Raw genomic sequence first — 21,983 nt, forward strand, 5'->3', positions numbered from 1 at the left:
AATAAAAAGAAAAGACGCCATAAGGCGTCCCCACAAATAGGTAGATAAGACTTTAGTTTTCCAATCTAAAGAAATTTTGTATCAGCTCTTTGAAAGTATATCATAATATCTGATTGATTTATTATGCATTATTACATACTTCTCTCAAACCCTCTAGTTTGTATTTGATAAAATAGAATCCTAATATTACTAAAAATCAAATAAATATTTCTAAAAACCCTAAATATTTAAAAGGGTAATAAAAGTGATACATTTAAGGTGCAAATTATAAAAAATATTAAAGGGGGAATAAAGCAGTATTAAAAAAACTTATTATAAGCGGTGGGCATTTATACAGGTTATATGAACTTGAATTTTGTTAAAAAGATACTCATTTAAGTGTACTTTTTCTGACTTGGACTAACGTAATTTTAATAATATGAATGATGGAGGCAGATCCCAATAGGGGCATAATGAAACGAAATACCAACAGCGCTTTAGGTATCCTATCATGCAGTAAAATCTTATTATTTAAATGAATTGTTTTATTAAATTCAAAGGATTGAAAAACGTATTTAAAATTGTAATCCTTTGCAGAGATAATAAAGGTATTTAATTAAAGCACCTGTTCGTTAAAGTGAGTTTTTCAACAGATTACTATTTTAGGATGAATTCTGTAATGGAATGATACTGGCATTTGTCTATTGGGCTTTCAGAAGGATATAAAATCATATATCTAAAAAATATAAACATATATATTTTAAGAGAACTGAGTTTGAAAGTATAATGATAAATGTGCTGGGTTTACTGACACATTGATAACCGAAAAACAAACTATTCAAGACCAGTGCTATCAGATACTACAATTCTACTAGTCACGTTAATTATTTCTCACTTGTGGGGGGAATGTAGTGTTTTGAAATGTATCTGTTTTTGTTTCCCCATATGAACTATTATATCAACGGGCTCCTTACTAATATAATGAAGAATCATCATTTGTTTATTCTGATTTCTGGAAAAGTTTTAATAGATTCATGCTGAACAAACATACTTTTTAGAAAGAGGAGAGATTATTGATGGATAGTCAATTACCATATCAACAGCAAAAAAGAGAAAAGGCACTTGTGATTGGAGCTGGTATTGCAGGCTTACTTACTGCACGCGTGCTTTCCAGTTATTTTGAGACAGTGATAGTTGTTGAAAAAGATGAGTTACCTCAAAAACCATCTGAACGTCCAGGTACACCCCAAGACTTTCATCCTCATCGTGTATTACCACGCGGAGAAATAATTATGAACCGCTTTTTTCCTGGATATGTTGATGATTTATTAAATCTAGGGGCCCATAATGTTAAGAATGATAAAATGATTCGATTTTCTACGTATGGGGCACTTGAACTAGTTATAGAACGTAAAGGTGCAGCGAGCAGTCGAGCATTGTTAGAATGGACAATCCGCCAACGTGTGCAAGAAATTCCTAATGTACATTTTTATTCAAAGCAAGCGGTGACAGGCCTTTTAGCTTCGTCTGATCACAAGCGTGTTATTGGGATTCATATTCAAGAACGAGACGAATTAAAAACAAAGCGAACTGTGTTAACCGATTTGGTAGTTGACACATGTGGTCGTCAATCTAAACTCAATAAATGGCTTACATCTATGGGATATGATGTTCCAGAACCAGAACGTTTAAAGGTGAATTTTGGATATAGTACGAGATATTATAAAGTACCTTCACATATCAAAGAGAAATTGAGTGCAATTTCTGAAGGCGATCCTGCTAAAAAAGTTGGTGCTGTAGGGTTATTATATATTGAAGATAACATAGCTCAAGCGCTACTATTTGTTGCTGGAGGTATGCACTATCCACCAACCAATTCAAAAGAATATGAAAAAGAACTGGACTCATTAGTTACCCCTATGATGAGGGAGTTAATTAAAGAGTTAGAACCAATTAGTGTCCCAAGAGGATTTAGAGCACATGAATCAACTCGTCAACATTTTGAACAAATGGAAAATTGGCCATCTGGATTATTAGTGTTAGGTGATGCTTTTTGTAACTTTGATCCCATTTACGGACAAGGGATGACCGTAGCCGCCATTGAAGCTGAAATGTTAGATACTTGTTTAAAAGAACATTCTACTCATAAACCTGGATTCGAACGCAAGGTGTTGCAACGTATGCAACAAGCTATTGAGCCGGCATGGTGGCTGAGTTCAATTGCGGATTTACGTTGGAAAGGTGTTGAACATGTAGGAGCCGTTCCACTAAAAGGTGTGAAATTTGCACAGAAATATTTTGATTTATATCTTAAACAAGCTGTAAAGCAAGCGAATGAGGGTAATTCATCCAAGCTCCAAAAATATATAATGATGAATGGGCTAGTTCATTCGCCTCATGAGATCATTAACTCAGATATGTTAAGGATGTTAATCAATGGAGATGAGTCTTCAGAAGAGAATGAACTTTTGAACGAACTTGGAGAAGTAAATAAGAAATCAATGCAAGAAAGAATACATGAACTCATCCCTTCCTTTACATTAGCTTTTGAGAATAGCGTTCCAAATCTGTTCTCATCCATTTCAATTTCTAATGTCAAATGAGGAAAAGAAACATTGCTCTAATTAGGGCAATGTTTCTTTTATTAGCTAAGCGGTATTTAATCAACTACTTTTTCAATTGTTGGCATTATAGCGATTGGTGGTAAAGAGTAAGTCAAAGCAGCAGCGTATACGTTTAATTTTTCACCTAATTTGTAGTTTTCACCATTGGATACAGGTACTCTTAAAATTTTATTTTGGGAAACTAGCTCCCACCAATTATTCTGATAATAAAGTGCTTCTTCTTTCGTAAAAGTATCAGCAACAATTAAGTAATTATCGTCTGCTGAAATAACATAGCCCGTGAAAGGTATTTGTATTCGTACCTGTTCCTCCTTAATTGGAGAAGTGTTATTGGCAGTATCCGCAGAAGCAGGTGTTAAGCCAAAAGTAAATCCGCACCCTAATGTTAATGTTGTAATTACTGTTAATAATTTTTGTTTTTTTGAAAACATAATAGAAAGCCTCCTTAAATTTTATTACCACAACAATATTTTGCCAAAATGTGTTTCAAACAAAAGAAAGGACACCCAAAGGTGCCTTACTGCGACTGGCACTAGCGTAATATGGTATTGGGTGCCAACTCGATTAGTATTTTACCACGTTAAGTAATTTGAGTTGTTGAGAAATATAATTCAAATCTATATGTTGTTTACTTTTGCTTTATTAGTTTTTGTTGTGGATTTTTCAATCTGTTCAGATGTACTTTTAATTTCATCGGTGATTGCTATCTTGCTACTCGGGCGCATCCGTTTTTATTTCTTGTCTGCGGACTAATTTTCCTTTATGAACTGTATTTTGACGAAGAATTAGTAATTCTCGGTGTTTAAGTAAATTGAAAAGAAGTATGTTTTTTGACAGATTTGTGATGCGAAGCATCCAGGAATCCGAAATCCCACAAGGGAAAAATGCTCTTAAAGAACATTCACTCGGCTTTGCCGATCTTGGTTTTTTGGGTTCCGTGAGAAGCCTGCTTGAGAAGTGCTGTAACGAGATTAATTGATTTATGTGTGACTTTTAAGTTTAACTCCCTGTATAAATGTGTAAAAGATGTCTTTGGAAAGGGAGAGGTAGCGAAATTGATTTTTATTAATACAGTGTATAATTCGACTATGAAATAATTTAAGTTTTATATATTATATAATCTTAACATTATGTTTAATGGTAAAATAGGTTAGTAAATATATTGAGGAGGTTATACGATGGAAACGCATTTACAACAGTTACTAAATTTTTATGAAGATAACATTAGTAATTCTAAATTATTTATTAAAGAAAAAGTATATGCTTTAATTTGTTTATTATTAATTATTTTACTTTTTTTTACAATAATTTTAGGTCAACATGGATTTAAATATTATGTAGTAATAACAATCTTAGCAATTATAACTTTTATCTCTTTTGTTTGTTTAATATATAGAATTGAAGGACGATTAGGACATTTTAAAGGTCTAACTTTTAAACAAAAAGTCTCTAAATGCGTTTTATTTGTTGCAGATACAAAATTTTTAATGACTTTAAACGACTTAAAATCGCTTAGAGATGAAAAAGTATTCACATTACGTCAACATTTTCAAGAAAAAGGATTTTATAATGAGGAACACTTAAAGGTATTTATGGATGTTTTAGAAAAAGAATATCAAAATCGGTTTAATATATCTCGTTTATCTGTACTTATAAGCATATTAATTCCTCTATGCACTTATTATATTCAAACAGTATTTAATTTTAGAGATGCTAAAATTGATATTACTAATAGTGGACATATTTTTATGTTAAATTTTATTTTTATAGAAATTGCCGTTATTATGTGTTGTTTTTATTTTATTACTAGTTGTGTATTATCATCTATAAAGTCTACATTTTTATTGGTATATTCTGTGAGGAAATATGAAGTGTTAGATTTAACAAGTTTGATTAGAGAATTATATCTTGAATGTTATATAGAAGAAAAACAAAAGAAAGAAGTTTTAATTATAAAAGGATTTGTAAAAAAAGAATAAAATTTAATATGAGAAAAAAGTACAATAATGGATTGAAAATTATTTACTATTTCTCAAATAGCAAAAGAATTGAATAGCCAGAATCAACAGCTCGTTATTAATAGCGATCGATTTATTGAGAAGGATTTCCATCGCAATTTAACTGTAATGGAAATAGAAGAGGATTTATCCCGGATGAATGCAAGGAATATTGATGTTAAAGAAGAAACTGCAACAACGATGCGAAGCCAAAGGGATGATTATGCAAATAAAGATTTGAGAAAAGTTTCAACAAATGATTAATAAGTTTATTTTAGTTATGAAGGTAATAGCAGATCAGAAGCAAGAAATTACGGATTTATGGAAGACTGTTGCAGAACTTCAAAATAAACAAATTAATTGAGAAGAAACATAGGAAATAAATTAAAAGAAGATTAGAATTATAAAAGAAGTACAAGAAACAAAATATCAATTTGAAAGTATCAAGAATGATTCGTGGTGGCGACGTTTTTTTGAATAACACTTGTATATTTTTTAATAAAGGAGATAATTTATGTTTGAAATTACTACTATTAGCAGGTCTGAACAATTAAGAGAGTTTTTATTAGAAAATTTCACCGATTTAATAATGGATTCAGCAGGTGGAAGTAATTTTGAATTTCCTGATTTTGATTTATTTGCACGAGATTATTTACAATTTGCAGAACACGAACTTTTGCACTTAAAGAAAGATGATACAAATATTAATCATATACATTTGATAAATTGTGTTTCTCATTTGAGAAGGGCAATCGATTGTCAATTAGATACATGTTTATATGTCTTGAAGATAAAGGTATTTAGGAAGAAAAATTTAAGTTTAGATCAAAAACTTAAATTTTTTAAAGATATTGGTGTTTTTAATTCTTTTTCTCTTTCTAGATTTAATAAGATTAGGAATAAAATGGAACATAATTATCAAATTCCTAAAATAGGTGATATAGAAGCCTTTTTTGATTTAGTTTCGGCTTTTATTACTATTTTAGAATCTTTTCTTACTACTTTGCATTATCAATCCGAAATTAGCTTATATATAGAAGATGTTAATTCTAATATGAATATTAGTTTTGATATTAAATATTTTTATGAAGATATCCCTCGTATTACTTGTGAAATACGTAATCGTTCAAATTGGGATGAGATTAAGGAGTTAACTGTAACAGTAAATGACGAGAAGGACTTTCCTTATTTTTTAAAGGTTTTGCTTTTATTGGCGCGTAATTATTATTTTGTGAGTGGAAATTATATGAATAAACATATATTAAATGAATTGTCTAAATGAGTTATAAAGGGGGAAATATATAAAGCTTTATGTTTTATACAGAAGCTTTATATTTTCTATTAAATAAAGTCACTATGTTTTGAAAAAAGATGCGATAAAATATAAAAAGGAAATGGACCATTTGTTAAAAAGATCAATTTCCTTTTTACGATTTAAATATGTTTAAATTTTATTATGAAGGAACCTAAATCATAGCCTGTTTTTATTATTGCTATAGCTGAAATTATAGCTAATGGGTATTTAATAGATGGTTTGTTGAGAAATTCCTTTAGGGTTTTCATGTTGTAGACCTCCATTGTATTGATATTATTAATATATATAGTATCACAAACATAGTGGTTAAAAGCCATTATATTTATCCCAATTAAATATAATGTGAAGAAGGGTACTTAAATTGACGGAGAACGAAACAAAATAATGGGTAACAAAACGATCAAATTTTTTATAAAAATCGCATACTAGTTTACAAAAAAAGAATCCATTTTGAACAAGTTTATGTCAGATTCTTCTTATTTATCATATAATATGTGTTTGTGTTACTATTACTATTTAATAAAGTTGTATTCTTTATTAAATAGAAGTATCGTTTATAAAAATTGTACTGTTTTCAGTCCTTTTTATTTTCAAGTTAATGTGATATATTCATAACATAAAGAGCGAAATATATCACATGGAGGTTTTTATGAAAAATAAATTGTCTTATTTAGGATTTCTCGGTTTTTTGGGTTTTTTAGGTCCGTTTACACTTTTAGGCAATATTTCATGGGCATATTATTTTTTCGGTTTCTTTTTCTTTTTCGCATATGCAAAAGTAGTACCAGATGAGCTTTTTATGCTACATGTTCGTATCGCTGCTACAAGGGCTTTTTTCGTAGCAGTAGTACTAGGAAGTATACTACTTTTGAGTGTTTTTATATTAGAAAATTTACATATAATTCGGTTATTCGTTATAATTTCATTTTTCATACCTTTAGGCACATTTATAATTAATTTAGAAATATTTGAGCGCAGAGAAAAGAAAGGAATGCAAGATGCCACTTAAGACTAGAATGAAAGAATATAGAGTAAAGCTAAATATGTCGCAAGAAGATTTAGCCAAGGAGGTTGGTGTTAGAAGAGAAACAATTGGCAATCTCGAAAATGGAAAATATAATCCTTCCTTCAAACTTACTTATGATATTGCGAAGGTTTTAAAAGCACCTCTTGAAGTTCTGTTTTGGTTTGAAGAATAGTTCATGTATGAGTAAATGATTATGATAGATATGTTCATGAGCTTTGAACAATCTTTTTTATAAAAACTAAATGCAGATTTCTAACAAAAGAATCCATTTTGATTAAACCTTTTTCAAAGTGGAGTCTTTTTGTTTACCATAAACTATGGGTTTGTGGTTTTTTGTTTAAATTTCATTACAAATCAACATCAATTTGCGAATACCTTGTTTGTAGATAAAAGAGAGCTGCAAACATCTGTATGCAATATATAAAAGGTGCCAATTCTAATGTTAATAATGGAGATTGATAGCTCCTCTACGTTCACTTTTATAGAAGAGGGGAGATGAAATAAGCTAAGATACAGCTGTTTTAGTAGATTTGCTTTATTTTTCAATTATTTTGAACGCAGGTGATAATTTGTTAAATACACTATGTTGTTCATTTCCTTCTTGGTTCATACCTGATTGATAAGATGAAAATCCTTTATATGTTTTTCTTTTCCATTGCCATAAGCCATTACTTTGATCGAATTCACCATAGTAATGATTGTAATCGAGTTTGTTTCCAGTGTTTTTATTAAAATTATTGCTGATAAAAATACGGCTATTACTAGCATAAATTTGGTTATTGGTAATTACATTGTTCCGGGTATCGTAATTTAATTCTATTTGGCCACTCTCTTGATCTTTTGAATCATTTTTATAAATCACATTGTTTGTAATCGTGTTATTTTCAGCATATCCTTGCTGACTATCATATCCACCAATTGCAATACCACTCATGATATTATTGGATATCGTATTGTCTCTAACAGTAATACGGCTTGAGCTTTTTCCTGCATGTTCGCTAGCTACTTCAATACCGAGGTCGTTTTCATAGCTTTGATTTTGCTCAATGATAATTTCCTTCCCGCCATCCACGTAAATACCATCAGCTGAATATTCATTATAACTAGTATTATTGATGGATGAATTGTGATGGACAATGTTATTACGAACAACTCCATTTCGTGCCTGATCTAAAGCAGCTACTAGAGATACGCCTTCATGTCCAATCAGAACAATTCCGATGTTGTTGTTATCATGTACTTTGTTATTGGTAACTTCAAAGGAATCTACATTCCCATTCACAGCAATTGCTTCACTCATTCCTAATTTCAAATTTGCTACTTCATTATTATCAATGACAATATGATTTAAATTATTTTGTGCACTAGATGAAGTACCGTAGACAGCAATGCCATGTGCATTTCCATTCTTTACATTCGCTTCAATGTGATGGATATAATTATTTCTAATATCAATGTAACTTCCTTTTCCAGTGATATAAATACCAATAGGGGTTTCGTTAACTTTCGTTGACTTTAAGTTACGAAATTCTAATCCTTTTACTTGAATATAGTTTTTGTCTTCTATTGTAAATAACCCATCATCTTCTAACTTGACTTTAGAACCATCGAGAATGACTTTTTCATCTTGATAACTTTGAAAAGTAATGGGTGCGCCTGAGGCACCAGAATGAGCGACACGAACTTTTTGGTTATAAACTCCGCCTCTTATGTAGATTGTACTTCCTTCTGTTGCGACATTAGCAGCCTTTTGAATGGTAGCAAAAGGTTGATCTAATGTACCGGGATTGAGATCATTTCCTGTTGGAGATACATAGTAATTTGCACCAGAAATTACATTGTTATTGGATTGTGCAAAGGTAGAGGTAGGGAGTGTGAAAATTAACATACTGAAAGAAAGTATAAAGATAAAAAGCGATTTTTTTAATGAGGGAAATATGGTTTGATATTTCACTATGATCCTCCTTCTTTATTAAGCATTCCTTCTCAACTATATAGTTGAAACTGACGATTTATAACTTGTACTAATAAAAAAAGACCCAGTAATGTATTCTGGATTAAGAAACACCAACTCCTATGGTCTACGTGTTCTATCTGAAACTAAATTTTTAATAATTCATGGTTTTTCGTATAAAATCAAATCATATATATGTGTACTTGAAGAAATACGGATATTAAAATCGGTAGACGAGGGAATGAGGGATACTGATACTAATTTTAAGGGAAGTTATTCAAAATATATTTTCTATTCAATTAAACCTTCCCTGTGTATCATGTTAACTGTTGTACTAATTGGATTGGTAAGATTAACAGATAATTATTTAAAGTGTGGGTAGTTCAATAAATCTGAAATTAACATTGTTTAATATAAGTGTTAAAAAATTTATCAAGTTTTAATATTCAAAAAATAATTTATATAAACAAGTATGTTGTGGTAACATTTAACAAAAGGGGGTAGCGTATATGAATGTTGAAATTATTTCTAAAGAAGAAATCACAAAATTATTAAACGACTGGTATCAAGCTATAATTTCACAACGTGTATTACAGTCTAATAAAATAAAAGAAGAGATTGCAGATAAAATCAATAATATTAAGGAAGACCAAACAATATTAGTCTACTATGCTTTATTGAATGCACGGTATAATCTGCTAATTCGTGATATGGATAGTTCAAAAGATATTTTGGATAAAATTGAGCCATTAGAAGAGCCTACAGAAACATTTTTAGAGTACTATCATCATTTATTTAAAGCAATTTATGCTACTAATACAGCAAACCATAGTGAAGCAAGAATGCAATTTGAAGAAGCTGAAAAGTATTTAGAGTACATGCATGATGAAATTGAAAAAGCTGAATTTAATTATTGGCTTGCAGTTCATTACTATCACATATTGAAACCAATCCTAGCTATTCAATTTGCTACGAAGGCAAATGAAGTATTTTCAATTAGTCCAGGGTATGAATTAAAAACTGCTGCTTGTTTGAATACTTTAGGGATGGCACACACTCGCTTAAGTGATTTCGAAAGTGCAGAAGAATATTTACTTTCAGCATTGGGTACTTTCCAAAAATCTCATGACGAAAGTCTTACTAAACGTGTAAAGCACAATTTAGGACTTTTATATGCAAGTCAAAACATGTCAGAGTTAGCAATTAAGCATTTAGAGGAATCACTAGAAAACAACGCTAAAACGATGTTTCTTTTAGCAAGAGAACATTTTAAGTTAGGTCATAATCATAATGCTAATGAATATATTGAGAATGGCTATAAGATTAGTGACTTATGTTATCGTCATCATTTTCAAATTTTAAAAGCAGTACATAACTATGCACCACAAGAAGAATTAGAAAAGGTGGTCATGGAAGGTATTTCGTATTTTGAAAAAGAAGAATTATATGATTGGGTAAAAGAATATGCTTATCTTTTAGGTAATATATTCTATGGTTCAGAAAATCACGAAAAAGCCAGCAAGTATTTACACATCGCTTTAGATGCAGACAAAAAGAGTATAGAAAGAAGGGCGCTAAAATGAAAAAAGCAATCTTATTAATGATGATGTTATCCGCTGTTTTTACTTTTGGTCTTACTAATGTAAAAGACGTATCACAAAATGAAACTATTGAAGTGTTTATGGATCATGGAGAGCATATTTAATTATCTAAAAAAAGAGGGAGCTGCGAGCACCCTCTTTTTTAATTATGAACATATTAATTTAGAAATAACATAAGTAGCAGTAGGAATGAAAAATATAAGGGATAATGTTCCATAGTACCAAATACGGTCTCATTTACATTCTTCTTTAAACCCCATACTTTTAAGGATGGAGTTGCGGCTAGAACGATTGAACCGCTTCTATTTACATCACCGACTACTGCTGATTTTGTATTCATAGGGTCTAATCCCATTTTGATGCAACTTACTGAAGCGTAAAAACTTCATAGAACTACACATAAGATGATTTTATTCGTTAGGATTGAATAGTCATACACTGTGATTGCCCCCTTCATAAAAGAGCGTATGTTCTTTTATGAAGGGGGATATTAAATATAATGTAAAAAGAATCTTTTAAATGGAAAAAAATTTTTTCTTTTATATTATAATTACTAAATGTTGTTAATTATGATTTTGAAAGGAGTGAAAATAATGGTAATGTATCCAATCAGTATTACATTGTTAATCTTTATTCCTATAAGAACAATGGGAATTAAGAACTAAAGGAGACTTTAGAATTTGGAAATCGAGATACTGATAAAAATGAATGGATGCATATTGAAATATATCCTGATGAAGTATTTATGCGTATAAATACTTTTGGGGGAAGAAAACATAGTAAGAAGATTTATATCTTGTATCAATAAAAATATTAACTTGGAATTCTGGGGGCACATTAATGACTAGTTAAACCGCCAAACATTTGCTAGGACCTTTAATGAGAAATAGTGAAGTATTCTTACTTCTAATACTAAAACCTACTACCGGGTAATTTTACTTGATTTATACATTGTAAGTACTAAGGGTGATTAATATTAATAGAAAAAACTCTTATAATAAATTTTGACTTATGTGTAAAGTAGTTAGAGGTACTTGAGTCTAGAGATTATATCATCACGTATAAATTTTTAACTAATAATACTATTTATATATTAAAAATTTTATTTTTTATATATAATGAAATTATAATTAATTTATACTATTTTATTTTTTGCAAAATGAGAGGCAAATATGAAAAGAAGTGATTATTTTTACAGTGGAATTTCAAAAAGAGAATTAAAATTAGAAATTGCAAGGTTACTAATTAAGCATAAAGTGCAAGTAACAAACTTTGGCATTGAAAATATGGAGATAGAAGATTTAAAGTTATTAAATGCTTTTATTAAATCAAAAGCAGAACAAGTAAAAGCGACACAACTATATACTTCAAAACTTGCATTTGGATTAGGAATTTTAACACTTATGATGAAAGGGATATTAGATTTCAATCTAATTTTTGGTATTTTTATAGTATTCATAATATTTGTTTCGATGTCCGTCTGCTTCAATAAAGATGAAAAGGTTTTTAGAAAAAAAGTTCAAGGATTGTATTATCTTTCAAATTTATTAGATTTATATATCAAAGAGAGGGAAAATAATCGTTAAACTAAGAAATAGAAAGTACCTATTTACATGAAGATAAAAACAATGGATTAGCTAGTCTGGATAGTAATATGGGAGCATCTAAGTAATAGGACGAGCAAACAATAAATTATCTAAAAATATTTATTAAGTAAAAAAAGACTGGATGATATAAAAACAGGTGAGATTATTTGGAGAAATAATTATATAGTCGTATAGTGACATGGTTTTCTTAATTTTAGGAGACTTGAAATAATATTTAAGGAAGAGATCTTACATATTTATATAAAGGAGATAGGGTATTTTGGAAAACTTATACCATGTAGTGAAAAATTTTTTTAGAACATTATTCCTTACAAAAAATGGTGAGATCGATTTTAGTGCTATATTAGTAATAGGGTTTTTAATTGTAATCACTTGGATTGTTAAACAAGGATTTAGAAGTATTAAAGCAATTCAAAATACTACTAGAAAAGATCAAATAAGGATGATGTTATTTTTTAGCGTATATACAATTGCTGTAATTTCTATGCCGTTTCTTGATTCGGCGAGTGCAGGGATAGTATCAATAATAACTTCTATATCTGTAACTGTAATAATTACATATATGCAAGGGGCATCAAGTAAAGGTTCTCAAAAGCAAGTTATAGAGGATTTACAGGAACATAATAATAGTATAAAAGTAGAATATGAGGAGAAACTAAAAAGATTAGAAAATAAATTACACCGATTAGAAAATAAGTTGGATAGTATGGAATATAATCAAAAAAAAGCATTGTTAAAAATGGATAATGCCAATAATAACCTGATAGATAATCAAGAAAAAACCTTAAAATTAATAGGACAAATCAAAAGAGTTAACAAATTTAATAATAAATCATTGAGAAGAAAAGCAAGGAATAGATAATATTTATTCCTTGCTTTTCTTCATATTGTAAATCAATATTGCAGTAAAGATGCTTCTATATATATCTGTTATTTATTATATTTGGATTTCGTTATAAAAAATTAAAAAACAGAAGTTTAGATTAATTAAATTTTTAACATGTTATATGGTGGATAAGGTAATTATCGTGATACGATTACTTTAAAGAATTAATATATACAAGGGAGAGTAAACATGCCTATCTATAACAAATTAGTAAGAGATAATATTTTAGAAATTATCAAAGCTGAGGGTTTAAACTACAACGCAAGAATACTTACACCTGATGAGCTACTAGTAGAAATAAAAGAAAAAATGATTGAGGAAGCACATGAATTTAAGGAAGCTGTTGAAAAAAAAGAAGCGGTTGAAGAACTTGCGGATATTTTGGAATTAATTCATGCATCATTAGGGGCTTATGGTGTAGATTTTGAAGAGTTAGAGGGTATTCGTCAGAAGAAAAAAGAAAAACGAGGTGGTTTTGAGAAGGCTATTTATCTTATTGATGTAGAAGACTAATAATTATAAGGGGTAATTGTATGAATAATTTTCTTGAGAATGACCAGTCATTAGAATCTAACTTTCGATCAGTTTACTTATTTGGTAGAAATGTAGCTACTTATAAGTTTGCTTTTGCAAAGACACTATTAGAGTTAGGAAATTGTGATAAGAGTTTTATAAGTCTTGAGGAGTTGTCACCCATATTTGCTAAGCATATGCTAGAGCATATAGGAAATGGAAAAAGGCAAATTACTAGTGCGTCATCCAAGTTTATTAATGCGTTAGAATTGTACAATGAACAGAAAATTACATGGGAACAGCTATTACAGGTTACAGAAAGAGTTGGATTTAATAATGTAATAGATGCTTTCCATAATATTCCGAATGGAGAGCTTAATACATTATTTTATGAAAAATCTGTTCAGGGTAAAACGTTAGGTATTACATTAACTGATAATATCTATATCTTAAATGAAAGTGAACAACGAGCGAATTTGTTCAATGAAATCGAGGGTAGATGGAACTTAGTTGAAAGTGCTTGGACGGAAAGAAATCCAAAGTTAGAAGTTAGATTTGATAGCGAGCTTGAACAGTTCTTTTTTTTGAAGTCAGTTACCCCAGAAAGGTATTTACACTCTCATGAACGTGTAAATTTAACCTCTGTAAGAAAACCATTAAATGGGTATCAAAAAGGAAAATGTTTTTATTGTTATAGAAGTATTTCTATTCAAAGTGGTCAACAAAATACCTGCGATGTAGATCATTTTATACCGCTCTCTGTGCAATATTTATCAACTGAAGAGATGGATTTGAATGGTGTATGGAATCTAGTATTAACTTGTCAAGAATGTAATAGGGGCGAACATAATGGTAAATTTGCTAGAGTACCGCATGAATCTTTGTTAGAACGGCTAAATAAACGGAATGAATATCTAATTGAAAGTAACCATCCTCTTAAAGAAACAATTATCATGAAAACAGGAAAAAATAGTAAGATAAGAGCGGGTTTTTTAAAAACAATTTTTGATTATGCATCTTCTATTAAAGGTTCTGGATGGATGCCTAAACAATATTACGATATTGGATTTTAGGATATAAAAATAAGTGAATTTATACATATTAAGTGAAAATTAGTTTTTTGTGTTCTTTAGAATAGATTGTTTATTTTTTCCACTACCGAAAAATAACTTAGCTAGAATCATTTTCAATAGTATGTTGTGCCAAACTAAACTGCAAGTTAATAAGGAGAATAAATATGAAACGAGGTATAAAATTTTTACCCAAAAGGCTCTTAATAGAGTTCAATAATGCAGCGAAAAGAGAAAAAAGAAACCAATATATTGAGCCATCAATCTTAGCTTCTTGCCCTAATGGATATAATTATCCTATTGAGTACCTAATGATACATAATGTTGTTGATGAAGTTAGAACTCGAGTGTATTTGGGACCAGAAATTGGTTTTGCTTTATTAGATATGTCAAGGGATCGTTTTTCAACGATTCCAATAGCTGTACGTGATCAAAATGGTGACATTAAATTTCCTACAGAATCTGAAATTCGTAAAAAAATGCCTTACAATGGAAAAGAATGGATCGAAACGAAATGTAAGAAAGTTTATAGGGGGAATCAGAAAGCTTTTCGTAAAAAAGTATTAGCTGCGTATGAGAATCAATGTGCGGTTTGTGGCCAATCTAATCCTATTTTTTTACGTGCAGCTCATATTAAAGATGCTGCAAAAGGAGGAGAGGAAGTCATTAAAAATGGCATTTGTTTATGTACGAATCATGAAATAGCATTTGACCGTGGAGACTTGAAAATCTGTGAAGATGGAACTATTCTTCTTAATTATGAAGACTCTAGTATAAACAGAGAAAAAATTAGATTGCCAATACAGCAAAAAGAGTGGCCTTCGAAGGAATTATTGAAGTGGAAATTTGATAAAATCAAAAATTGATACAATACTCATTCTACTGTGGACTGTATTATAGATGAAGAAAAATAAGAAATTGGAATTTTAAATAATGGTTTGTGATGATATAAAATATGGTAGGAATATATGCGGGTAGTAGTGTAAATATTTCTTTTATTATGATAGACAATTAGAAATAAGAAAGCCGCGATTCTAAAATTGCGGCTTTCTTTAGTCATATAGAGTTTTTTTCTATATTAATTGTGATTTTAGTCCTGTGATTCTTAGGGACTTTTTTGGGTTCAGACGTTATCTCTGTTTTAACTAATTTTTTACACTCCATATAAAGTTTCGAAGAAGAATCATATACGTAAAATATTTTTTCGCTTGATTCTAATTCATTGTAGAAGACTAATCTATTCTCATCCATCTGATAGTCGTATTTTAAGTTATCTATCTCTCTAAATGTTTCCTCAGTAATGGGACAAATATCATATTCATATTTGGTAGCTTTAGCTGTAGTAATTTTGTGAAGTGTAAAGAAATAAAATAAGCTGAATAGAAAAGCAACAAGTGGCATATTCCATAAGAAATTTAAATACTTTTCATTTACAATATATTCCCATGAAGCTGAGGAGAAAAATAATATACTAGTTAATACATGAAAAATAAATAAATTGAAATGCCATTTGGTTTTAATAATTCTTTTAAATAATTTTATTGGTATGAGCGTAATAGAAAAATATATAAATAATGAGAAACATATTAGGGCATTTAAAATGAATAAGCTAGAATTACGATATTCATGTAAAGCTGGATAAAGAAGAATGCCATAAATAAAATACACAATGGTTCCCATAAGTATACCGATGGTATAAAACCAAAATTTCAATTTAAATTGATTAGATTTATCTTTAAAATAATTATCAAGCGGGCTTGTGGTTATTACATTAATAAATTGATTAATAATGTATATGAAAGCAGCTGTAATTGCACCTAGAAGTGCCACGATGACTGGGGAAAACTTACTTATGGTTTCAATAGATAATTCGCTAAACATACCACTTTTTCACTCCTTTAACTTTTTTATCAATATAATGTATTATAACAATTATTATATTTAACCGGTAGCGGTTTTTGGTAATTATCAATATATGAAATTTTTTGTTATTAATTTCATATGGTATTAAATGAAAAATGAATGTAAAAAGCAAGACATAATAACACTGTTTCTTTATAATGTAGTCTCTTCGATTCAAGAAAATAATAAAGTTTTCTGATATAGTATCATATTTTTATGTGGATGAAGCGAAATAGAGTTTCTTGTTGTGGACAGTTATAGACACAAAATTCTTAATAGTTTTGACTCAATAAAATTAAAATGAAATGACTAAATGAAGTTTTTGTAGAATTGTTCTTTTGAAGTGAAAAACTTCTAAATAGTGAACACAAAATGTATAAAAACAATAAAGCCTAAAATAAATAACAGGAAGATATTCATGAATAGAAGATATTATCTTGGTATGTTACATGCTTAATAATTAAATGTAGAATTTGAATTTATAAAAATTAATTCTTTATTTATAATTAAAAACCTAAAACTGATATTCAAACAAGATGTCTTAGATATTTTAGAAACAGGTCAAACAAATAAAACATTAGATTTCAAAATAAAAATTAACGAAAGCATGTAAATATTTATAGCTTTTATAAGTTTAATAGAGGAGTAATGAATCTGATTCAGTATAAATTAAGCGTTAGTAAATTAGGAATAGTTTAAGCTTTATCATCAATTATTTTGGACATTGATTTTAAAGATTGATCTTTTCTTTATAATAAAGAATTGGTCTTCTAATAAGGATATATTTTCCTGGTTAGTGTATGATAAATAGGATATTATAGTGAATTATTTTATAAAAAGATACTGGATTTAAAAGGAAAGGAGAGGGAATAATGGGTTTCTTAGATGATATTTTCGGTAAAAAAAAGTTAGTAAAAGAAATAGAACAATTCCAAGAAAAAATAAAAATTTTAGAAAGGGAACTTAAGGAAAAAAATAATTCATTAAAAAATTTATATGCAAGTAATGAAAAGTTAAAAGAAGAGAAGAAAATATTAGATAAAACATTAGATAGAAGTATAGTAGAGCTTGAACATGCGAAAGATTCTATTACTACCAAAATAAAAGAATCAGTGCATGCTGAAAAAGTTATGAATCTTTATCAAGGTATTTATGGAGAACTTGAGTATGATGAAGGGAAAGAGCAACATGTTCTTTCTGATTATGATGAAGATAAAGGTTTTTTTGATTTTTTAAAGCCTAAAAATGATAATAATGATTTTAATAATGAGCAAATTGAGGCTATTAGATATGATATGGAAAAGAATCTTAGAATTATTGCGGGTGCTGGAAGTGGAAAAACACAGACAATTTGTGCGAAAACTGCATATCTAATAATGATGAAGAATGTCCCTGAGGAAAAAATAGCCATGATTACGTTCACAAAAAAAGCATCTGAAGAGATGAAAGAAAGAGTGAATTTTTTCTTAGACGAGGAAAAATCTAAAGTAGCAGTTGGGACCTTTCATAGCTTTTTTATACGCTTGTATAATGAATTGAAAAAGCAATTTCCATATGTAGAGCAAATGGGCATTATTGGAGATAATCCGGATGAGAGCAGCTATAAGAACGAATTAAATAAATTAATTAGAGTTTATAATTTGAAAAAATTAGATGAAAATGCTGGAGAGAAAAATTTATTTGAAAAAATAAGTTATTGGACGAATATGGGATTCTCCATAGAGATGATGACAAAATATATAGAGAAGCACTTTAATGTGCTTGAACCAACAAGTGATGAAACTTTAAGTCAAAGATTTCAAAAGATGATGCGGGAATTTTATGATAAACGAAAAAGTAATAAAATTGTAGTTTTTGACGATTACATGTTAAATTTGCTTCATGTTTTAAAAGATGATATTCAAGCACGTGAATATGTACAAAAAAGATTTCAGTATATATTTATTGATGAGTTTCAAGATACTAATCCTCTTCAAATGGATATCATTAAACTTATTTGCCCACCAGATTTGAAGGACGGAGCTAAATTAATCATTGTTGGTGATGATGATCAGAGTATTTATTATTTTAGGGGCGCAGAGCCAAAATACATAAAAGATTTCGACCAAATGTATGAAACCCAAACTCTTAAACTTATGACAAATTATCGTTCTACTTCAAAAATAGTTCAAGCTGGGAATCGGGTAATTGCATTTAATGAGAACAATAGGATAAAAAAATCAATGAAACCATTTCATAAAAATGAGGGCGACTGCTATATTCAAAGTTTATCTAATCCAGAGGAAGAAGCTGAATGGATTATAGATCAATCTCATCATATTGGTTTATCAGGAAATAAAGCTGTCCCAGATTATAGAGAAAGTGTAATTTTATATCGCTCTACTTCCCAAATTAAAACATTACTCCATAAACTGGAGGTTAATAATATCCCATTTGTAATAGAAGCTAATGACGACTTAATGGGTATTTTTAACTTGGATGCATTTAAAAGGGCATATAGATATTGGAAAGCTTTTTTAATATCTAATGAAGATAGTGATAAATTAACTCGATGGAACCAAATAATTGCAGAAACTTCATATGCATTCTACAAGAAAAAACAAGAAGTTGTTAACTTTATTGGAGATAGTTCATCATATTTAAATCCACAAAAAATTGCTGATTTTATTTGTGGAAATAAATCTTTGGATAGAAAAAAAGAGATTATTGATTACTTTGAGGGGTTAGTAAGATTAAAAAATAAGAAGTCAGTATCTATGGAAAATATTATTAAAAATTTTTTGGGATTTCCACTTGTTAGAAACCAGTTAACAAAAGATGAAATAAAATGGATAGAAAAAGAAACAGAACAGTTTCAATCATGGGAAGGTATGGTCAAAAGGTATCAAGAGTTAAACCAAAAAAAAGAAGAGATGAAGAAAAAGTTAGATGAATACCATAAAGGTACATTTAATGCAATTTACCTATTAACTATACACAAGAGTAAAGGATTATCATTTAAAAATGTATTTTTAATAGGGTTATATGATGAAGGATTACCAAGTAACAAAGCAACAAAAGTTACTCCAGAAATAATTCAAGAATCTATAGAAAAGGCTGAGCCCCCGACTACTATAGAAGAAGAAAGACGCTTAATGTACGGTGCGAAACGTTGGTTTGAAATCGTTTAACGAGGGATAAACCACATTATAAATTTTTATAATGATAACTGATATTGCGAGACCACAGTAGGAAACCTTAAAAAAATCCTATGATAAGATGGCTGCTAATACTCCCACATGCATAACTGGTAACGGTTTTGTATGAAGCTGGGTGAAGACGCATTGAGTAGTCCTAACAGATAACGCTGAGGAAAGGTTAAACATTACTGCGAAAGTAATGCGGGCAGGGAGCTATATATGGTTAGTATTCAACATAGTTGATGACGAACTACTGAATGTACACCTCGAAAAGCTTTATATAGAAATGTATAAAATAAAAAATTCACTCCAAAGAAATTATCGTACAGATTTTGATGGATAAAGCTAATGGGTTGCTTTAGTTTAAATAACGTGAATTCGGGGTAAAGGTAGAACCTAAGTATAGTTATTTACCTAGCAATATCGGAACGTTTGAAGTCTCTAACGTTTAGTAATAATCTGGTGAAAAGGGTTGTGAGTAGAGATGGCAGTAGAGATGTAGTACCAATGAAACCATGATAATAAGTGGCGGAGGGAAGGTCTCAAGTCTTTTTATATAATAGTTGTAAGGAATATATAAGAAGATGGAGCGCCGTATGCGATGAAAGTTGCACGTACGGTGTGGGGTGGGGGAAAACTTGGAGATAAATTCAAAGGGTTACCTATCACCATTTGCTGTAACTCGTCCAAAGAAGAATCTATATATTACATTCCCAGCTACAATTAATGGGAAACCTTCTAAAAGATCGAGATTTTTAAAAGAGATTAATCTCCCTATTCAACAAGGTGAATAGAGAGAGCCGATTACAAGAAGGGAATTTTCGGGTTCAAAATAATATATAATGGAATTCTCCAATGACTAATAAAAGAATATAAACTTTTTTAAACTGATGAAGGATGACATTATTAAATAGAAGTAATATAATTCAAGAAATTTTTGTTAATTTTTTATAAGATAGTCAATAATCTATTTTTATGTACAATTGTAGATAAAATATATATTCATAGAAAACTCCTATTTAAATGGTTTTATTTCCATATATTGAATGTTATCTTGTTAGTAGGGTGAGAAACCCCTATTGTTATTTAAAACATTTATAAAGAGAGGAGTTAATATTATGAAACTTCGTTATGCTCTTGTAACATCGGTTGCTTTTCTAAGTATTTTAGGTATCGGAACCACTGATTCACAGGCTTCCACTGATTTTAATGGGGGAGACCAGAAAAAATTAACACAAACTCTCAACATCAGGGATTACACAGTTACTTTGCCAACATTTTTTAGTGGATATCAACTTACTTATCATGAGCCAGGAATGACTTATCGTACTAGTAATGATTTGATAAAAGTTTCTTCTACTGGACAATTAACAACTTATTTTTCCACAACAGCAAAAGTATATGTTTATAGAAATGGTGTATTAGATCATACAATTACAGTAATTGTTGGACAAGGTTAAAATTAATTGATGTATTCTATATTTCTTAACAGATAACTAGTAATTGGGATAAGTATTCTATGAGAAAATATTTTGTTCGTAGATCATACAAATCATCAGTTATTAGTTGATATTGGATCTAATTAAAAAATAATGGAAACGAAACGTATTAACTGTTATTCTTTATTTGAAGGAAAACGTATTTGAAGTGTAAAAGCCCCTTATAATAGAGGGCTTTTTATTTTATATTTATATTTTTTCGTGAGATAAAGCTTCTATAAGATTAAAAGGTTGTAATTAGTTATGTAATAAACCCACAATTGGTCCGGGTAAATCTTTAATTGCAACTCTTAATGATAAAACTTTGTTCATTTAATTAAAAATGTTAAAGATCCCTTTAACATTTTTGTCTTGAGCTACAGATGCTATAAAATCGTTATTTACAAATATCAATGAAACTATGACTTAAATTATTTTTGAACTAGATGAAGTACCATAGACAGCGATATCATACGTGTTTCCATTCTTTAAATTTGTTTCAATGTAATTGATATAATTATTTCTAATATCAATAGGGATTTCGTTAGCTTTAGTTAATTTTAGATTGTAAAACTCTAATCTATTCACTTGAATATAATTTTTTATCTTCTATCGAAACTAATTTTTGAAACAGTTAAACAGTCTACGATATACTTATAGCAGAAATCTAAGACTATATAAGTATAAATTTTGGTTTGAGATACTGTTGATTTCTTCCTCTAGTTGATTGATAAGGAAGATTGACTACATGTCGAGTAGTCTTTGTTACTATATTAATTAATGAAAGGGAATTAAAGCATATACGGGAGAATTTGATGTCACTAGAAATAGATTATTGAATGTTAATAGAA

The 21,983-nt window shown here is 29.4% G+C and carries 19 protein-coding genes and 2 pseudogenes; 16 read left to right on the top strand and 5 right to left on the bottom strand.

The genetic code is table 11. The features are described from left to right. Window positions 1-1,055: 1,055 nt before the first annotated feature. Complete coding sequence (locus MRP26_RS21685; RefSeq protein WP_242806901.1) at window positions 1,056-2,582, top strand: FAD dependent oxidoreductase; 1,527 nt, start codon at window positions 1,056-1,058, stop codon at window positions 2,580-2,582. Between the two features lie 56 nt (window positions 2,583-2,638). On the opposite strand, the gene MRP26_RS21690 is transcribed toward MRP26_RS21685, so the two are convergent. Beyond that, entirely contained in the window at window positions 2,639-3,034 is a 396-nt protein-coding gene (locus MRP26_RS21690) for a DUF3221 domain-containing protein (RefSeq protein WP_242806903.1), read from the bottom strand. Between the two features lie 747 nt (window positions 3,035-3,781). Between MRP26_RS21690 and MRP26_RS21695 the strand changes: the two genes are divergently transcribed. The 5 genes from MRP26_RS21695 (at window position 3,782) to MRP26_RS21715 (ending at window position 7,114) form a co-directional block, all read left to right on the top strand. Next, window positions 3,782-4,582, top strand: a complete 801-nt coding sequence (locus MRP26_RS21695; protein WP_242806905.1) for a hypothetical protein — start codon at window positions 3,782-3,784, stop codon at window positions 4,580-4,582. Window positions 4,583-4,651: 69 nt separating this feature from the next. Further along, window positions 4,652-4,864, top strand: a complete 213-nt coding sequence (locus MRP26_RS21700) for a hypothetical protein (RefSeq protein WP_242806907.1) — start codon at window positions 4,652-4,654, stop codon at window positions 4,862-4,864. 250 nt (window positions 4,865-5,114) lie between these two features. Then, complete coding sequence (locus MRP26_RS21705) at window positions 5,115-5,882, top strand: hypothetical protein (protein WP_242806909.1); 768 nt, start codon at window positions 5,115-5,117, stop codon at window positions 5,880-5,882. A gap of 682 nt (window positions 5,883-6,564) precedes the next feature. Beyond that, a complete protein-coding gene (locus MRP26_RS21710; RefSeq protein ID WP_074642482.1) occupies window positions 6,565-6,924 on the top strand; it encodes a DUF3796 domain-containing protein in 360 nt (119 codons plus the stop codon). Beyond that, complete coding sequence (locus MRP26_RS21715; RefSeq protein ID WP_001128812.1) at window positions 6,914-7,114, top strand: helix-turn-helix transcriptional regulator; 201 nt, start codon at window positions 6,914-6,916, stop codon at window positions 7,112-7,114. Before MRP26_RS21710 ends, MRP26_RS21715 begins: the two co-directional genes overlap by 11 nt. Window positions 7,115-7,477: 363 nt before the next feature. Here the strand turns inward: MRP26_RS21715 and MRP26_RS21720 are convergent, their stop codons facing one another. Further along, window positions 7,478-8,896, bottom strand: a complete 1,419-nt coding sequence (locus MRP26_RS21720) for a right-handed parallel beta-helix repeat-containing protein (RefSeq protein WP_242806911.1) — start codon at window positions 8,894-8,896, stop codon at window positions 7,478-7,480. Window positions 8,897-9,405: 509 nt separating this feature from the next. On the opposite strand from MRP26_RS21720, the gene MRP26_RS21725 reads away from it, so the two are divergent. Beyond that, window positions 9,406-10,479 carry a Rap family tetratricopeptide repeat protein gene (locus MRP26_RS21725; protein ID WP_242806913.1) on the top strand — a complete coding sequence of 358 codons (1,074 nt, stop codon included), beginning with the start codon at window positions 9,406-9,408 and terminating at the stop codon, window positions 10,477-10,479. Further along, window positions 10,476-10,601, top strand: coding sequence for a hypothetical protein (locus MRP26_RS21730; RefSeq protein WP_000709205.1), 126 nt, complete (start codon window positions 10,476-10,478; stop codon window positions 10,599-10,601). The genes MRP26_RS21725 and MRP26_RS21730 overlap by 4 nt, the downstream gene beginning before the upstream one ends. A 140-nt stretch (window positions 10,602-10,741) precedes the next feature. Here the strand turns inward: MRP26_RS21730 and MRP26_RS21735 are convergent. Further along, window positions 10,742-10,936 (bottom strand): annotated as a pseudogene (locus MRP26_RS21735) (Y-family DNA polymerase); the annotation flags it as partial. Window positions 10,937-11,669: 733 nt separating this feature from the next. Here MRP26_RS21735 and MRP26_RS21740 point away from each other — a divergent pair. The 5 genes from MRP26_RS21740 (at window position 11,670) to MRP26_RS21760 (ending at window position 15,439) form a co-directional block, all read left to right on the top strand. Further along, on the top strand, window positions 11,670-12,083 hold the full coding sequence (locus MRP26_RS21740) for a hypothetical protein (RefSeq protein ID WP_242806915.1): 414 nt from the start codon (window positions 11,670-11,672) through the stop codon (window positions 12,081-12,083). Window positions 12,084-12,363: 280 nt separating this feature from the next. Beyond that, window positions 12,364-12,966: a hypothetical protein gene (locus tag MRP26_RS21745; protein ID WP_242806917.1), complete on the top strand. Its 603-nt coding sequence runs from the start codon at window positions 12,364-12,366 to the stop codon at window positions 12,964-12,966. A 213-nt stretch (window positions 12,967-13,179) separates the two neighbouring features. After that, the gene (locus MRP26_RS21750; RefSeq protein ID WP_089607928.1) at window positions 13,180-13,503 is read left to right on the top strand and encodes a nucleoside triphosphate pyrophosphohydrolase; all 324 of its coding nucleotides are present in this window, start codon (window positions 13,180-13,182) and stop codon (window positions 13,501-13,503) included. Between the two features lie 20 nt (window positions 13,504-13,523). After that, the gene (locus tag MRP26_RS21755) at window positions 13,524-14,576 is read left to right on the top strand and encodes an HNH endonuclease (RefSeq protein ID WP_242806919.1); all 1,053 of its coding nucleotides are present in this window, start codon (window positions 13,524-13,526) and stop codon (window positions 14,574-14,576) included. Between the two features lie 164 nt (window positions 14,577-14,740). After that, complete coding sequence (locus tag MRP26_RS21760; RefSeq protein ID WP_242806921.1) at window positions 14,741-15,439, top strand: HNH endonuclease; 699 nt, start codon at window positions 14,741-14,743, stop codon at window positions 15,437-15,439. Between the two features lie 190 nt (window positions 15,440-15,629). Here the strand turns inward: MRP26_RS21760 and MRP26_RS21765 are convergent, their stop codons facing one another. Then, on the bottom strand, window positions 15,630-16,454 hold the full coding sequence (locus tag MRP26_RS21765) for a hypothetical protein (protein WP_242806923.1): 825 nt from the start codon (window positions 16,452-16,454) through the stop codon (window positions 15,630-15,632). Window positions 16,455-17,347: 893 nt separating this feature from the next. Between MRP26_RS21765 and MRP26_RS21770 the strand changes: the two genes are divergently transcribed. The 3 genes from MRP26_RS21770 (at window position 17,348) to MRP26_RS21780 (ending at window position 21,114) form a co-directional block, all read left to right on the top strand. Further along, on the top strand, window positions 17,348-19,645 hold the full coding sequence (locus MRP26_RS21770; RefSeq protein ID WP_242806924.1) for an ATP-dependent helicase: 2,298 nt from the start codon (window positions 17,348-17,350) through the stop codon (window positions 19,643-19,645). Between the two features lie 647 nt (window positions 19,646-20,292). Next, entirely contained in the window at window positions 20,293-20,448 is a 156-nt protein-coding gene (locus MRP26_RS21775; protein WP_153580446.1) for a hypothetical protein, read from the top strand. Between the two features lie 324 nt (window positions 20,449-20,772). Further along, complete coding sequence (locus tag MRP26_RS21780; protein WP_016093820.1) at window positions 20,773-21,114, top strand: hypothetical protein; 342 nt, start codon at window positions 20,773-20,775, stop codon at window positions 21,112-21,114. A gap of 427 nt (window positions 21,115-21,541) precedes the next feature. Here MRP26_RS21780 and MRP26_RS31100 read toward each other — a convergent pair. After that, a pseudogene (locus MRP26_RS31100) lies at window positions 21,542-21,735 on the bottom strand (DUF5123 domain-containing protein); the annotation flags it as partial. Window positions 21,736-21,983 lie beyond the last annotated feature (248 nt).

Source organism: Bacillus sp. CCB-MMP212, from assembly GCF_022748145.1.
Lineage (GTDB): Bacteria > Bacillota > Bacilli > Bacillales > Bacillaceae_G > Bacillus_A > Bacillus_A cereus.